At 47.8% G+C, this 15,630-nt stretch carries 17 protein-coding genes; 3 read left to right on the top strand and 14 right to left on the bottom strand.

Features of this window, described 5'->3' with window-relative positions; all coding sequences use genetic code 11:
- Positions 1-87: 87 nt before the first annotated feature.
- The 3 genes from KNO99_RS05865 to KNO99_RS05855 form a co-directional block, all read right to left on the bottom strand.
- The gene (locus tag KNO99_RS05865; protein ID WP_214746257.1) at positions 88-1,374 is read right to left on the bottom strand and encodes a globin-coupled sensor protein; all 1,287 of its coding nucleotides are present in this window, start codon (positions 1,372-1,374) and stop codon (positions 88-90) included.
- A gap of 155 nt (positions 1,375-1,529) precedes the next feature.
- Positions 1,530-2,813, bottom strand: coding sequence for a globin-coupled sensor protein (locus KNO99_RS05860; RefSeq protein WP_214746254.1), 1,284 nt, complete (start codon positions 2,811-2,813; stop codon positions 1,530-1,532).
- Positions 2,814-2,949: 136 nt separating this feature from the next.
- Positions 2,950-3,237, bottom strand: a complete 288-nt coding sequence (locus KNO99_RS05855) for a YuzD family protein (protein WP_251130968.1) — start codon at positions 3,235-3,237, stop codon at positions 2,950-2,952.
- Positions 3,238-3,365: 128 nt separating this feature from the next.
- Here KNO99_RS05855 and KNO99_RS05850 point away from each other — a divergent pair, with 128 nt between their 5' ends.
- Positions 3,366-3,593 (top strand): NifU family protein, encoded by a 228-nt coding sequence (locus tag KNO99_RS05850; RefSeq protein WP_012726833.1) that lies wholly within the window; start codon positions 3,366-3,368, stop codon positions 3,591-3,593.
- Between the two features lie 19 nt (positions 3,594-3,612).
- On the opposite strand, the gene KNO99_RS05845 is transcribed toward KNO99_RS05850, so the two are convergent.
- On the bottom strand, positions 3,613-4,392 hold the full coding sequence (locus KNO99_RS05845; protein WP_214693457.1) for a TIGR01457 family HAD-type hydrolase: 780 nt from the start codon (positions 4,390-4,392) through the stop codon (positions 3,613-3,615).
- Positions 4,393-4,396: 4 nt separating this feature from the next.
- Positions 4,397-4,840 (bottom strand): DUF86 domain-containing protein, encoded by a 444-nt coding sequence (locus KNO99_RS05840; protein WP_214693459.1) that lies wholly within the window; start codon positions 4,838-4,840, stop codon positions 4,397-4,399.
- Positions 4,841-4,998: 158 nt separating this feature from the next.
- On the opposite strand from KNO99_RS05840, the gene glpX reads away from it, so the two are divergent.
- Positions 4,999-5,979: a class II fructose-bisphosphatase gene (glpX, locus tag KNO99_RS05835; RefSeq protein ID WP_047795127.1), complete on the top strand. Its 981-nt coding sequence runs from the start codon at positions 4,999-5,001 to the stop codon at positions 5,977-5,979.
- 44 nt (positions 5,980-6,023) lie between these two features.
- Here glpX and KNO99_RS05830 read toward each other — a convergent pair whose 3' ends face one another.
- The 8 genes from KNO99_RS05830 to KNO99_RS05795 all read right to left on the bottom strand — a co-directional run bounded on the left by KNO99_RS05830 (position 6,024) and on the right by KNO99_RS05795 (position 12,980).
- Positions 6,024-6,695 carry a DUF975 family protein gene (locus tag KNO99_RS05830; protein WP_214746248.1) on the bottom strand — a complete coding sequence of 224 codons (672 nt, stop codon included), beginning with the start codon at positions 6,693-6,695 and terminating at the stop codon, positions 6,024-6,026.
- A gap of 103 nt (positions 6,696-6,798) precedes the next feature.
- Positions 6,799-7,104 carry a hypothetical protein gene (locus KNO99_RS05825; protein ID WP_214746245.1) on the bottom strand — a complete coding sequence of 102 codons (306 nt, stop codon included), beginning with the start codon at positions 7,102-7,104 and terminating at the stop codon, positions 6,799-6,801.
- 163 nt (positions 7,105-7,267) lie between these two features.
- On the bottom strand, positions 7,268-7,636 hold the full coding sequence (locus KNO99_RS05820; protein WP_074033531.1) for a YutD family protein: 369 nt from the start codon (positions 7,634-7,636) through the stop codon (positions 7,268-7,270).
- 48 nt (positions 7,637-7,684) lie between these two features.
- A complete protein-coding gene (locus KNO99_RS05815; protein ID WP_214746242.1) occupies positions 7,685-9,031 on the bottom strand; it encodes a bifunctional metallophosphatase/5'-nucleotidase in 1,347 nt (448 codons plus the stop codon).
- Positions 9,032-9,040: 9 nt separating this feature from the next.
- A complete protein-coding gene (locus tag KNO99_RS05810) occupies positions 9,041-9,886 on the bottom strand; it encodes a DUF72 domain-containing protein (RefSeq protein ID WP_214746239.1) in 846 nt (281 codons plus the stop codon).
- Between the two features lie 11 nt (positions 9,887-9,897).
- On the bottom strand, positions 9,898-11,079 hold the full coding sequence (locus tag KNO99_RS05805) for an MFS transporter (protein ID WP_214746234.1): 1,182 nt from the start codon (positions 11,077-11,079) through the stop codon (positions 9,898-9,900).
- Between the two features lie 105 nt (positions 11,080-11,184).
- Positions 11,185-12,504 (bottom strand): branched-chain amino acid transport system II carrier protein, encoded by a 1,320-nt coding sequence (gene brnQ / locus KNO99_RS05800; protein ID WP_214746231.1) that lies wholly within the window; start codon positions 12,502-12,504, stop codon positions 11,185-11,187.
- A 203-nt stretch (positions 12,505-12,707) separates the two neighbouring features.
- A complete protein-coding gene (locus KNO99_RS05795; RefSeq protein WP_214746228.1) occupies positions 12,708-12,980 on the bottom strand; it encodes an acylphosphatase in 273 nt (90 codons plus the stop codon).
- Between the two features lie 92 nt (positions 12,981-13,072).
- Here KNO99_RS05795 and KNO99_RS05790 point away from each other — a divergent pair, with 92 nt between their 5' ends.
- Positions 13,073-14,455: an alanine/glycine:cation symporter family protein gene (locus KNO99_RS05790; protein WP_214746225.1), complete on the top strand. Its 1,383-nt coding sequence runs from the start codon at positions 13,073-13,075 to the stop codon at positions 14,453-14,455.
- Positions 14,456-14,490: 35 nt separating this feature from the next.
- On the opposite strand, the gene KNO99_RS05785 is transcribed toward KNO99_RS05790, so the two are convergent.
- The gene (locus KNO99_RS05785) at positions 14,491-15,474 is read right to left on the bottom strand and encodes an L-lactate dehydrogenase (protein ID WP_214746222.1); all 984 of its coding nucleotides are present in this window, start codon (positions 15,472-15,474) and stop codon (positions 14,491-14,493) included.
- Between the last annotated feature and the right edge of the window lie 156 nt (positions 15,475-15,630).

Here is a 15,630-nt window from a genome sequence, read left to right as displayed (position 1 = left end):
AAAAAGTCGAGCGCTTCGCTCGACTTCACTGATTGACGAACCACGTCGCTTCATACGACCTGGTTCGTCTTTTTGTAGTGTGAACATCTACAATCGTTGCGCCGTATCCATCAACTGTGTCGAAGATGTCGCAATTTGTGTCGTCGCCCGCTTAAGTTCGGCAATCGACTCCACAATCTCATCGATGTCCCCGGCAAGACTCCCCATCTGCCCGTCGGCATGCTCCGAGTCGCCAGAGATCTGGAGGAAGGCATCCGTCACTTGATTGATTCGTCCCATCGTCTGCTTCATCTCTTGCTCGGTTGAAAGCACTCGACTCGATGTCTCTTCCATTTGATTCGTCAAACGCTTCACCAAATCCTCAACTTCTTCCGCTGCTTGCTTGGACTGACTCGCAAGCGTCCGGACCTCGGAAGCGACGACTTGGAACCCTTTCCCTTGCTCTCCAGCCCGTGCTGCTTCGATGGCCGCATTCAAACTGAGCAAGTTCGTCTGATTGGCGATTTGCTTCACCGAATCCGCAATCGTCATGATCTCGTTCATCAACTTTTCAAGCGCCTTGATTTCTTGGGCAGAATCTGAAAGGTCTCGAGTGATTTCATCGAGGCGGCCTGTCTCGGACAGAATGGCGTCTTTCCCGCTCACCGACGAATGAAGCACCGTCCTTAACTTCGTCTGAGTCAATGAACTTGAATGTTTCATATCATCTGCTCTCTCGTTCATCGACTGGAAACTGGCCATGACCTCTTGCGATAGCGCCGCTAAGTCCTCACTAGCCTGTTGAATCGTTTGACTGATCTCATCTTTCACAAGTTGCATTTGGTCACGAACGACTTCAGCCTCATCATCGAACATCTCCAGTACGATCTGTTGCTCGAAATTAAAGATTTTCGAAACGGCCATCATCAACTTCATCTTTGATTCGGCGTCGAGTTGCTCATCTTGAATCGATAAGACGAGTGTCTCAAATATTTTTTGGAAGGCAGCCATGTACCACTTTCCTTTTAAGCCAATTAAATAGTGACGTTTGGCGATCGCGAGGCGTCTGTTAATATACGCTTCATTCAACTTTCCTTCAAACATCTCCATGATGTGGTTCGAGAGGGTCAGTTTCAATTTGTCCGAAGACGAGTGTTGCCGAATCAAGTCTTTCATCTCATCAATCTTTTCGAGCTCCTCATAAAACACATCAACTAAACGGGGGGTCAACTGACGTAGTTCATGTTGATAGGCACGCAAATACGCGAGATCTTCATGTTCGAGGCGAATCAACTGACGTTGTCTTTCTAAATCCTCTGGTAACGCGATCAACAAGTGCTCCATTTGGGACGAGGTGTCTAAATGGATCGGCATGTTTCGTTTTCGGGCAAACATTGAACAGTCCTCCTTCAATGAATATTTTCATTAAGTTTTCGAAATATTATAAAAAATTATGCAGGTTATGTTCAGTTTAGACCGATATACAAAAGTTGTAAAATATTTTTCCAAATAACAAGTTAGTAAAAAACTGACCTTTGACAAAGGTCAGTTCAAAGTCTCTCTGTAGAGACCAATAATTCTTCAGACGATGTCGCGATCTGACTCGTTGCTTTTTGTAATTCAATAATTGCATTCGTCACGTCTTGAATCTCCTCGAACAGATGATTCATCCTTCCATCCGTTGCAGTCGTGTCGGTTGCGATTTTGACGAACAGTTCCGTCACTTGGTGCATCCGAACCATCGTATCTCTCATCTCTCGCTCCGTCGTCGTCACACACGCTGTCGTTTCCTGAATTTGTCGATTTAAGCGTTTTGTCAGTGCCTCGACTTGTTCAGCTGACGTTTTCGATTGGTTGGCTAGCTGCCTTACTTCCGTGGCCACAACTTGAAATCCTTTGCCCTGCTCCCCAGCACGTGCCGCTTCGATTGCAGCATTCAAGCTGAGCATATTCGTTTGCTCGGCAATCCGTTTTACGCCGCTTGTGATCGAAGAAATTTCAGACATCGATTGATTGAGTTCTCCCATTTGATTTGCAGAATCGGACAATTTTTCAGATATAGTTGTCAGGTGTGTCGTCTCATTTACTAATGACTCTTTCCCGGACTGTGAGGAAGCACGCATGTTTCCGAGCGTGACTTTCGTGCCCTCACTCATCGATCGCATTGCCCCAATCTTATCATTCATCAAACTAAAATTAGCCGTCATTTCCTGAGTCATCGAAACAAGTCCTTCGGTTGTCGCTTGGACCGTTCGACTCATTTGTTCACGGTAATCCATTTGCTGCTGCATGTTGGACGCTTCTTCATCAAACATTTCTAGCACAATTTGTTGCTCAAAGTTGAAAATTTTCGTCACCGCTGAGAGAAGTCTCATCTTCGAAAACGGGTCGAACGGTTCTGCTTCGATATTCTCTAATACATGATCAAAGATTTTTTGGAAGGCCGCCATATACCATTTTCCCTTGAGACCGATCATATGATGACGTTTCGCAATTCGATAACGTTTTTCAATATACGCTGAGTCAATGACTCCCTCAAACATCTCACCGATATGCGTCGTTAAGGTCACTTTGAGCCGGTCCGAAGATGAATGTTGATTGATCATCTGCTTTAATTCTTCGATTTCTTCTAAGTGACGATAAAACAAATGAACGAGTTGTGGTAGTGCTTCTTGAATGTAAAATCGATAACTTCTCAAATATGCTAGATCTTCTAAAGTCAGTTGAATCAACTGTCGTTGTTGATTTAGTTCTGATGAAAGATCGATTTTGACTCGATCCATTTCAATCACTTGATCCAATCTATTTTGTACGTCTATCTTTTTTCGAAACATCGCCGTCGCCTCCTATACTTCCTACAATAAATAGGATACAAAAAGACGAACTTATTTCCTTCATTCAAAAATAAGGAGTTTTTGTAGACGAAAAAGACGACTTCATCACACATGAAATCGTCTCATTTTCATTATTTCACTTTTGCTTTGCCTCAATCGCCGCATACACTTTTCGTAACTGAACGACCCCTTCGTCAATCACTTCCCCGTCTAGCAAGACGAGCGGATAGAACCATTCGTCTTCTTTGAGCGCCTGGGCGAACTCGTCTTCACTCTGTTCGAAGTCGATGTATTCGAACGAAAAGGATTGCTCTGGATACTTTCGTCCGAGTGCACTTTGTAACCATTCATACGTCTCGGTCGAGCTCGGTGCACCGACACAACTCGCACATTGAACTTCAGCCCCATATACCGTAATTTTCATTTTCATTCCCCCTCAAAACCATTATACAAAATCCTTCCCTTACTCGATGATGAAACGCTCAGCGTAAATGATTGAGAAACACTCTCAAACTTGCTAGAATAAAGTAGAACGAGAAAGGGGTAGATACCATGGAAATGTTTGATCAAGTCCAAGAAGTGCTCGATAAATTGCGTCCGTTCTTGCTTCGTGACGGCGGAGACGTCGAACTCGTAGATGTCGAAGAAGGCATCGTCAAGCTCCGTTTGATGGGTGCTTGCGGCAGCTGCCCGTCTTCAACAATCACGCTAAAAGCCGGTATTGAGCGTGCGCTCATCGAAGAAGTACCAGGCATCGTCGAAGTAGAGCAAGTATTCTAAGCAAAAAGGGAGACATTCGTCATCCCTTTTTTTCATGCTTCCATTCATCTAAGCTCTCGACCATATAGGTTGGGAGTTTTTCTTGTTCTTGGATAAATGCCGGTCCATGTACACCTGAATTCACATGGAGTGTACGAATGCCACCATTGATTCCAAATAAAATATCTGTGTGATAGTTATCCCCTACCATGACGACATCTTCTTTATTCAACCCAATCATATCGAGTGCGATGTCGATCATAACCGGTTCCGGCTTTCCGATGAAGAAAGGATCTTTCTCCGTCGTCACGGTCAACACGGACGTGAGTGATCCGTTCCCCGGTAAAAATCCACGTTCGGTCGGAATGGCGATATCCCCATTCGTCGAGATGAATCGAGCCCCCGAGCGGATGGCGATTGCGCCTCGCGCCAACTTCTCATACGTGATGTGTCGGTCGAGTCCGATGACCACGTAGTCCGCCTTCGGTTCATCCGTGACATGAAAACCACGAGACTCTAACGCGAGACGGAGTCCGTCTTCCCCAATCATATAGACGGTTGCTCCTGGCGACATCTTCTCAATATAAAAAGCCGTCGCCATCGCGCTCGTCAAGACGTTTTCTGCCTTCACGTTTGCGCCCATCGCAATCAATTTATCCGCGATCTGTTGTTGTGTCATCGATGCGTTGTTCGTGACGAACAAATACGGAACGCCCGTCGCTTCTAATTCGTTGACGAAATCAACCGCTGCCTGAACGGGTTCTGTACCGGCATACATCGTGCCGTCTAAATCAAACAAATATCCTTTAATCGGTTCCATCCAATCACTCGCTTTCTGGTAAGAATGCGGACACTGGTCCAAGCTCGACTTCTAAGTAGTGACGAACTTGTTCGGAGAACGCCGTGAAGTCTTGTTTCGACGTCTTCACCCACTCATCAAATTTTGATGCATCGGCGTGCACAAACTCACGAACGTAGTAGGCACGTAATCCGACGAGCGCTTTCGTCGCGTTCGCCGTCGTCTCATCGAGTACGCGCTCATCCAGTAAGATCTCGACAATGTCTTCATAACTGCCCGGATCTCGCATAATGAACCCGTCAATCATCGAGTTCCCAACATCGATGACACCTTCCATAAGAAGGACGGCCATTCGCTGTTTCGCAAGTTCCACCGTGAACGCATCCCCCGTCAATTGATCGGTATGCGCTAACATCGTCTCCATTTGTTCCAGTGTCTGATTAATCTTCTCTCTATTCACAAAATACATGATGATCCCCCCTGCTGTTAATACTAATCTTTTTTCGGTCAGGAGAAAAGAATCTGTCCTATTTACATCATTTATAAAATTGTGATACACTAATCAACGGATTTAAGCCGTAAAAAGTATAACACATTGAATAGAGATAACGTGGAGGGTACAACACTATGGAACGTGAATTAGCATTAGAAATCGTACGGGCAACGGAAGCAGCAGCACTCGCATCATCGAAATGGATTGGACGCGGGCAAAAGAACGAGGCCGATGATGCGGCAACGTCAGCGATGCGAGAAGTTCTTGGAACGGTCAACATGGACGCGACAGTTGTCATCGGAGAAGGAGAACTCGATGAGGCTCCAATGCTCTACATCGGGGAAAAACTCGGAACGACATTCGGCCCGAAAGTTGACATCGCTGTCGATCCACTCGAAGGAACATCCATTGTCGCAAAAGGCCTTGGAGATGCGATGGTCGTCATCGCCGTTGCTGATGAAGGTGCCCTCCTCCACGCACCAGATATGTACATGGACAAGCTTGTCGTCGGTCCGAACTTAAAAGGGAAAGTCTCACTCGACGAACCGCTCGAGTCAATCATTGAAAAAGCTGCGAAATATAATAACAAGCGTATCGAGGAAGTCACGGTCATCATGCAAGACCGTGACCGTCACGAACACCTTCGTCAAGCCGTCATGAACGTCGGCGCACGCGTCAAGCTATTCGAAGATGGCGATGTGTCTGCGGGAATCGCTGCTGCCGTCAAATCGAACCCGATCGATATTTTCATCAGTACAGGCGGAGCTCCTGAAGGAGTCATCACAGCCGCTGCTGTCAAAGCGCTCGGTGGAGACATGCAGGCCCGTCTACATCCGATGAACGAAGAGGAATCAGCTCGCGTCATCTCAATGGGAATTGAAGACCCACTTCAACTCCTTACGCTCGATGACCTCGTCAAGAGCGACGACTGCATCTTTGCTGCGACGGGTGTCACGTCAGGTGAGTTGCTCGATGGCGTCAAGTTCTTGACCGATGATATCGTCGAGACGACGTCACTCGTCATGCGCTCGAAGACACGCACGATTCGTAAAGTCGTGGCTGAACATCACTTGTCATTGAAGCCATACTTACAAAAAACTGAAGTCAATGCCTAAAAAAAAACGCCTTGCTCAATAAAATGAGCGAGGCGTTTTGTTGATTAGAAGCCTTGTTCCGTTCCGTGTACCGGCTCGTCCGAACCAACTTGATTGTCGCGAATCGAGTCATAGAACGTCGCATACGTTGTCGAGAAGTAAGGGCCGATAAAGAAGAACCCAATCCCGAGCGTCAAAATCCCGACGAGGAACCATCCGAAGAACGACAAGAAGAGCATGAATGCTTCCATCTTGTGCCCGTCCATGAGACGACGCGATTCCGTGATCGATTCGAGTGCCGAAAGCTCAGGCTGATCGCGTAAGATATACGGCGTAAGCGAGTACGAAAATCCTTTGATGATTCCAGGTACGATGAGCAATAACGTCCACAATACGAGGAACACACCCATCACGAAAGACGTGATGACATGTTTCACATAACGTTTTTGGAACGGCTTGAACAATGTCGAGAGTGATGCGCCATTTCCGCGTGATACGTTAAGCGCGAGCCATGACCAACCGATGGCAAGTGGTGCAATCAAGATTTGAAGCACGTTCGACACGAAACTTAACGTGACGTCTGTCGATGTGAACGCTTCTGGTGAGTTGGGATCCATTTCAGGAGCGAACCACTGTGGAATTCCGTTGACGATGACAAACAAAAGCGCCAATCCAGCCATTAGCCACCATTTTCCTTTCAGTGCTTGTCGTGCATGTTGTTTCCATTCAGATCTCATTGTAACCCATCCTTTTTTATAGTCTTCTCTATAGTGTACGTGAAAAGGTTGAAGGACGTTTCAAAAAAACATAAAAAAAGGGAAAGGATTTTTTCCTTTCCGCTTAACGAATCATTACGTTACCTAAAAAGAACTGAGACATGGATAAGATCAACAAGAGCACTCCGAGCGAAAACGCAAGGTGAGACGTAACTTTGAAGACACGACTCCGTAAAAAAGAGTGGCTGTATTCAAAGCGACGGACGATCAACACATGAATGAGTTCAAAAAGAATGACTGCCGCCGTAAAATAGAAGGTCATCATGATATGAAAGCCAAAAAAGAACATGACCAGTATCCCTAGTCCGAGATTATGAATTCGATTATGGACGTCATCCCGATCCCCGACGGTCGTTTGCACATGTTGCATCCAATCACCTCACTCTAAAAACCAAAACTACGTAGCTATCCTTAATGACAATTTATCACATTTTTCCAACCCTTAAACTCGAAGTCATGACTTTTTACCTAAACGAAATATTTGGAAATTAACTGTAATATAGAAATATAAAAAGTGCTGATTGCTCAGCACTTTACGCATTCGTCTCTTCAGTCTTGTTGAACTTCCGCTTCAATTTCAGTTTCTGCTTCGTTCCACCAAAGACAGGACCACTCTCTTCTTCGTTAATGTCCGTCTCTTTCTTCAGAACGAAATAAGGACATCCGAAATTACAATACTCGTATACATAGTCCATCACGTGATCGATCCGGTTCTCATACGTCGCTAACTTTGATTGCGGTTCATAGAACCCCTTCAAACGCAGCTGTCCGTGTCCCCAGTCGCCGACAATATAGTCGTATTTATCAAGCACGTCACTATACCGTGCGATAAACGCTTCTTCATCAAATCCGTCGCGCTTCTCTTCTAAAACGGTATATCCGTGGCGATTCACTCGAATCATCGCTCCCACCTCCACTCTACTATCATAGCATGTCCCGCTATGACGGCTCTATCCTTTTCGAATGACCTCATGACGAGCGACAATTGTCTCTCGCAACACATCCCTTAATAATTCCGGCATGAAATATCGCTTCGGCTGGTCTGCTAAGTATGGAAGGAGCGGTCCAAACGTCAACATATCGACCGTCGCGACGCGATATGTCCGATTCGGTTCTAGCTTTTCTCCCATGACGTAGTACTGACCGTCCCGCTGTTCGATTTGATAGTAACTCGGCTCACCGAGTACGGTGCCTCTGAATCCTAGACCTCTGACGTGCATATTCGTGAACGTTTCCTCATTTACGTCATGTAAAAATCGTTCGAGCGTCTTACCGTCAAGTGTCAGGACACATGGGTTGATTGGATGTGGACAGATCCGATGCAACATGTTCAGCGTGACTTTTCCTGGAGCGAGACCGTCTAGGACGACTCCGGACGGAATGATTCCGACATCGGCTGCACACCATTCGACCATCCCCTCTACAAGCAACTCACCAAGTGGAGAATGCCCGAACCAATCAGATGCATATCCTTCAGTTTCTGCAATTGTGATATCAAGGAGGCGTTCGGCATCTGCCCCTTCTGTATCTAACAACGCCAACGTATCTGGACTATCTGATTGTTGTGACAGTTCGTGGAGGCGAGCTTCTTTCGAAACGACTCCTGACTCATCGAGCGTCAGCGTCACTTCCCCGACATACTTCCCATATTTCCCGGCTTGTGCAATGAGCACTCCGTTCGTCGTCACGCCTTCATCTAAAACGTGATGCGTATGGGCCCCGAGGATGACGTCAATGTCAGGATACATGTCTGCTAATCGTTCATCCCCGAAGAAACCGAGATGACTGAGTGCGATGATGACATCACAATGTGCCAACCGCTCTAGCGCTCGCTTTGTCGCTTCGTAAGGCGATTCGATTTGCCAACCAAGTTCGGGATACAACTCTTCATAAGGGGCTGTGACACCAAATAAGCCAATTTTCAACCCATTACGCTCAAGAACAAGGGTTTCTTCGACCCAATCTGGTCGCGATCCGTCTGCTTCATACACATTCCCAAGCAAAATCGGGAACGTCGCCTCTTCATATAGATCGGCTAACCAATCGTGTGGAAACGTGATGCCTTCATTGTTTCCAATCGTGACGGCCGTCGGTTGAAGTCGCTCGAGTAAGCGAACGTTCAACTTCCCACGCGTCACTTCAGTCGCCGGATGTGTGCGATCGGCATGATCCCCTAAATCAAAGTAGAGGGTATCGTCCGTGCGACGTTCTTCTAGAAATGAAACAAGTTTCGGCCATTGGTCGAACTTTGAGTGAAGATCATTGTAATGAAAAATAGTAAGTTTCGTCACGGCCATCCCTTCCTTCTAAAACAGACTAATTTGTCTAGGTGCAAGCTCGTATTCGAGCCCAAGAATTTCAATCAAACGTTTGGCGTTCGGAGCCGCGTCCCCGGCCGAGTTGTTGTTAAAGTATACATACACATCTTTCGCTTCACGGTCAATCTCGCGGAGCGAGGCGGCGAGTTCCTGAAGTTCTTCCTCACTATAGCGATATAGACAACGGACGTGCCGCCATTCTTGACTCGTCATTCCCGGTTTCTTGAGCCAACCTGATGTATTACGTCCATGTAATCGAACGACGGCTACCTCAGGGTGCGTCACGACCGGCACGAACGGAATACTGCTCTCTTTCGTTTGTGGCTCGTCACAAATCGTATTGATGAATCGCTGTTCCTTCAAAAATTGGAGCGTACGGTCTCGGAACGCTTCAGAGAACCAAGTCGGGTTACGAAACTCGATAGCAATCTCATAATCAGAGAGTTCGGCACGGAGTGTTCGTAAATAGTCGAGATGTGGTTTCGATACGTCGAACCAAGGTGGTAGCTGGACGAGCACTGCCCGCAACTTCCCTGCCTGTTTCAATGGATCGACCGAAACACGATAACGCTCAAACAATTCAATAAGTGGTGTTTTCGGTTCACGGTCATGTCCGCTCATTTCCCGGGAAACTTTGACGACGAATTGGAAATGGTCCGGCGTCTCGGCATCCCACTTCTCGAAATTTTTCACGGGTTGTATCGCATAAAATGTCGAATCGACTTCAACGGTCGGGAAATGACCCGCGTACGTCGATAGTTTATGTTTTCGTTCCTCTGGGGTCGTGTATAACAGATCGTGGTCACCCCATCCAGTCACACCAACGTAAATCATAGCGTCCTCCTTTATGACTCCGAAATGACGGTCGCTTTCCGTTTCGACCAGTTCCATGTGCCTGTATACGTAATGAGCAACAAGACCAACCCCATGATGAACGGATAGTGCATATCAATATCAAACGCAATACCCGCGAGTGTCGGTCCTAAAATATTTCCGATGCTCATATAGGCGTTGTTCATCCCCATCGCAAGTCCTTGCTCGTTTCCGGCAAGTTTTGAGACGAGCGTGTTCAATACCGGGCGCAAGATGGACGTCGACAAGAAAATGACGAGTGTCACTGCAAAGAACAACATATACGTTCCCACGAAGAGCGATAATAAGAAACCAAACGCCGCAAGCGCGATGAAGGCGAGGACGACTTTGACCTCTCCCATCAACTCGACTAAACGGTCGACCGCAAACAGTTGGACGATGACGCTGACAACGCCCGTTCCCGTCACCATGATGGCAATCTCTTGAGGCGTCGCGCTGAACATTTCACTGACGTATAATCCAAGCACTGATTCATACGCCATGAGTCCGAACGCCATGACCAAGTTGATCAATAACACGAAGAAGTATGGCTTGCGCGTCGACATGACCAATTGTGTCGGTAACGATTCCTTTATTTTCGGCGCTACGTAAGGAGCACGGTCCGGTTCTTTTAAAAGAAGGACGGATGAAATGACAGCAATGAACGAAACGATTGCTGAGACGAGTAGTGGTGTCTTTAGCCCGAACTCGGCAAAAAATCCACCAATCCCTGGTCCGACGACAATTCCTAGTGACATTGCCGCGGAAATATAACTATTCCCTCGCGCTCGCTGTTCGAGCGTCGTGATATCCGCGACATAGGCAAAGATGGCCGGAATCAATAACGCAGCGCCGACTCCCCCAATGGCACGCGATACGAGCAGGATCGTTAAATTATCCGATAGGTAGAAGACGCCCATCGAGATGGTGAATCCGATGAGACCTAAAATAATCATCAAGCGACGACCATACACGTCTGCCCATTTCCCCGCAATCGGTGACATGACGAGCTGAGCACCCGCAAATACGGAAATCATCAACCCGGCGGCGGTTCCCCCTTCGCCAATCATCTTTAAGTAATCCGGAATAATCGGGATGATGATCCCAAAGCCGGCGACGGCGATAAACATATTTAACATGAGGATCGCCAATTGATTTTTTTGTTTTGTTGTCAACGCATGTCACTCCCTTTTCATCTTTCCATTTTACTGTTTGAGCTCACATATGGGCAAACAATAAGACAGAAAAAAGCCCATCCTTGACCAAAGGATGGGCTAGACTTATGAGATGCGTGACTGAGCAAGTGATTCTTGCGATGCACCCTTCGGAAGAAGGAGTGTGATCGCATAGACAATCATCGTTGGAACCGCCCAAGCAAGACCGATTTCCGCCATTGGCAAGCTTGAGATCCAAGAAGTGACCGCAGACGGCTGGATGCCATTCCACGTCTCAAACAACGAAAGAACGAGTGCCGTGTAAATCGTAGCCTTCATCGCCACACCAGGGTTGCGTTGAAGACGTTCTGTCACCGACACGAGCACGAGCGCGATCATGACCGGATAGAGAAGCGTGAGAAGTGGGACCGCGATTTGAATCAACGTGCCCAATCCGACGAGTGAGATCAAATAGCCGAACAATGTAGTCGCGATAACGACATGGTGGTATTTGAGTGAATCAAACTGATTGCTGATGAAGCGTGAGAACTCTGAGATGAGTCCGACCGCTGTCGTCAAACAAGCGAGGAAGACCGCTAACCCGAGAGCGAGCATTCCGACTTGTCCGTATGACGTACCAGCGAACGCTTGGAGAAGGCTTGCACCACTCGTTGTTCCTTCTGCGACCGTCATATTCGCACCGATCGATCCGAGCGAGATGTAGACGAGCATCAAACAGGTAACCGCGAGCATCCCTGCAGAGCGAAGGAGTGAAGACGCTTCTTTTTGGTCACTCAATCCATTGGCTTTCAACGTGACGAGGACGATTGCCCCAAAGACGAGGGCCCCGAATACATCCATCGTCAAATAACCTTGTTGGAAACCTTGGCCGAGTGCGCCAACCCATGTCTCAAATCCTTCCGCCGGAGCTCCTGGCTCTCCGAGTGGAGCGACAAGGTTTGTGATTCCAATTGCTGCGAGCAAGAACAAAAGGATTGGTGTGATGATGCGTCCGATGACTTCAATCAACTTTTGAGCACGGAGCGTCAAGAAGAACGTCAACCCGAAAAAGACGGTCGAACTCATCGCGAGTGTCAAAGTTGAAGGTGCGTCGAGAAACGGAACAAGTCCCATTTCATACGTGACAGCAGCCGTACGTGGGATTCCGAAGAATGGCCCGATGGCTACATACATCAATCCCGTCAAGACGAGCGCGAGACGTTTAGGAATGTAACGAGCAATTTGGTCTGTTCCGCCGCCGACCCGAGCGACTGCGAACAAAGCAAGAAGCGGTAAACCGACACCCGTAATGACGAACCCGATCATCGCCGGTACGAGGTTTTCTCCCGCCAAGGCGCCGAGCTCTGGTGGGAACAGCAAGTTCCCGGCCCCAAAGAATAAAGCAAAAATCGTAAACGCTAACGGGAACAATGTCGATTTTTTCATACAACTACCTCCATACACTTGATATTCCGAACGAATTAACAAAAAAATAATAACTAAATTTTCTGACAATATATCGCTTGGTCTATTCCATTATACACACTTCCTATCGTTTGACCACCCCATCTCCAAAATTCGAGGTTTAATTTTTTGAAATGTAGATTTCACAAAAAATCCCCCTTCGGCCCGAAGGAGAATGTAAGCGTTTAATAACGTATTTCGAACTTCCGAAAGCCTTGATCATCTGTCTTCGCTTCGTCAATTCGCTCGACGCCGACGAAACGATTTCCATCTTTTAAGGCTTTTTGAAATGACTCGATGTCTTCATGCGTACCTTCTACATGAAGTTCGACCGTCCCGTCATTCAAGTTTCGCACCCATCCTTTGATTCCGTATTGGCGAGCGGTCTCTTGGGAAAAATATCGAAAACCAACACCTTGGACACGTCCAGATACAATTAAATGTTTAGCGACTCTCATTCTATATTCCTCCTTTATTTTGACAAAGATGTTTAGAGGTCCTTACTTTAGGAAACAGTATTTAAGTAAAATAATGGAATTGGAGTGGTTATATGAATGCAGTTATCGATATCGTCACGAGTTTTTCAAATTGGCTTTGGGGTGTGCCGATCATCTCGTTACTCGTCTTGTCCGGTGTGTTTCTCACGATCAAACTTGGTTTCTTTCAGTTTCGTTATCCGATCTACATATTTAAGCAAACATTCGGCAGCATCTTTAAAAAACCAAAAGGTGAAGGCGACATAAGCCCAAGACAAGCCTTAACGTCAGCGCTCTCTTCAACAGTCGGGGCCGCGAACATCATCGGTGTACCTGCAGCGATCATGTTCGGGGGACCGGGTGCCATCTTCTGGATGTGGGTCATCGCCATCATCGGCATGGCCATCAAGTTCTCGGAGAGCGTACTGGCCGTGCACTATCGTGAAAAGAATGACGCCGGCGAATTCGTCGGTGGACCTGTCTACTACATATCAAAAGGACTTCGTTGGAAATGGCTTGCGACTTGGTTCGCCTTCGCCCTCATGATCGAACTTATTCCGAGTATCATGGTGCAGGGGAACGCCGTCAGTTCCGCCGTCCGTGAGACGTTCAACGGGAACACGCTCATCACCGGCATTCTCGTTGCCGGACTTGTCGGCATCATCGTCTTCGGTGGACTGAAGCGCATCGCGAAAGTCACGGAGATTGTCGTTCCCGGCATGGCACTCGTCTACGTCGGAGCCGGACTCGTCATCGTCTTGATGAACTTGTCTGAGATTCCAAACGTGCTCAGCCTCATCTTCTCTTACGCGTTCGAGCCGATGGCCGCGTTCGGTGGTTTCGCCGGAGCCGCAGTCGCCGAAACGATTCGTTGGGGCTTCGCCCGCGGTCTCTACTCGAATGAAGCCGGTCTTGGAACGGCACCGATTGCCCATGCCGCTGCACAGACGGATCATCCGGTACGCCAAGGATTCTGGGCGGTCATCGGAATCGTCATCGATACGTTGATCATTTGTAGCACGACTGCCTTCGTCGTCTTGTCTTCAGGTGTGTGGACGGCAGACGGAGCGATGGATGACCCAGCCGCGTTGACGACGATTGCCTTCCGTGAATACTTCGGGTATACAGGTAGTTTACTCGTCACCATCTCCCTCATTTTCTTCGTGCTCTCTACAATCATCGTCATTATCTTTTACGGTTCGCGTCAGGCCGAGTACTTGTTCGGTTTGACGGCGGGAAAAATCATGAAGGCCGTTTATATCGCCTCGATTGTCATCGGTTCAATCGGTGGGGCCCAAATGATTTGGAACTTCCTCGACTTGATGCTCGCGATGATTCTCATCCCGAACATGATTGCCGTATTGTTACTCAGTAGCGAAGTGAAGCGATTGACGACCGAATTCTTCACGTCCGAGAAGTACTATAAGAAAGATATCGCCGAAGAAGAGGCGTCTTAACCAACAATCCGACTGCTCACGCAGTCGGATCTTTTTTAGGATGCGGGTTCGACTTTCTCGATTCCCGCCTTGATGGCTTGTACCGAGGCGTCAAACTTCCGTTGTTCTTCCTCCGTCAATTCAATCTCGATGATCTTGCGAATACCGCTCCGGTCGATCAAGGCCGGTACACCGATATGCACGTCACTCGCTCCGTACTCGCCGTCTAAATGAGCCCCAATCGTGACGACGGAGTTTTCATTTCGCACGATGGCCCGAATGATACGTAGCAAGCCCACCCCAATCGCATAATAGGCGGCATTTTTATGCTCGATGATTTGGTAAGCAGCATCGCGCACATCTGTATAGATGGCTTCCAAATCCTCAAACTGATACGTTTCGTTCTCTGCTAACAGTTCATCGATACTCTTTCCATAGATGCGCGCGTTGTTCCACGCGACAAATCCCGTATCCCCGTGTTCTCCCATATAATAGGCGTGGCAGTTTCGTGGCGACAGTTCGAAATAGTCCCCGAGTTTATAGCGAAGTCGCGCCGTATCGAGGACGGTCCCTGACCCGATGACACGTTCTTTCGGTAAACCCGATGCTTTCCAAGCGACGTGTGCCATCACATCGACCGGGTTCGTCGCGACGACTAAGATGCCGTCAAATCCACTCTTCATCAAGTCTTGTGTCACAGTGCGGACGACTTTCGCGTTTTGCTCGACGAGGTCCATCCGCGTTTGGCCGAGTTTTTGCGCAGCTCCTGCCGTGATGACGACGATGTCTGCGTCTTTACAATCCGAATAGTCCCCTGCCCAAATTCGGACCGGTGTCGGGGCGAACGAGATGCCATGATTCAGGTCCATTGCCTCTCCTTCTGCCTTGGCGTGATTCGAGTCGATTAAGACGAGCTCCTCGCAAAGGGCAGCCGTCGATAATTGATAAGCAAAACTGACCCCGACCCACCCGGCACCGATGACGGCGATGCGGGTGATGTCTTTCGGGTCAATATCATCTTTATGCGGAATACGTGTCATGTAGATCCTTCCTTTCCATGAATCATTCTCTTATTTAGCATACCCGACTCTTCCATCTTTAACGACAAAAGCCGCATGAAAAATACACGAATATATTAAATTTTATTGTACAAAAGGCGAGTGACCCAGCATCAATCGGGTCACTCGCCTTTTCTC

The organism is Exiguobacterium sp. s189 (assembly GCF_018617615.1).
Classification (GTDB): Bacteria; Bacillota; Bacilli; order Exiguobacteriales; family Exiguobacteriaceae; genus Exiguobacterium; species Exiguobacterium aestuarii_A.
This window is presented reverse-complemented; position numbering and strand designations above follow the sequence as displayed.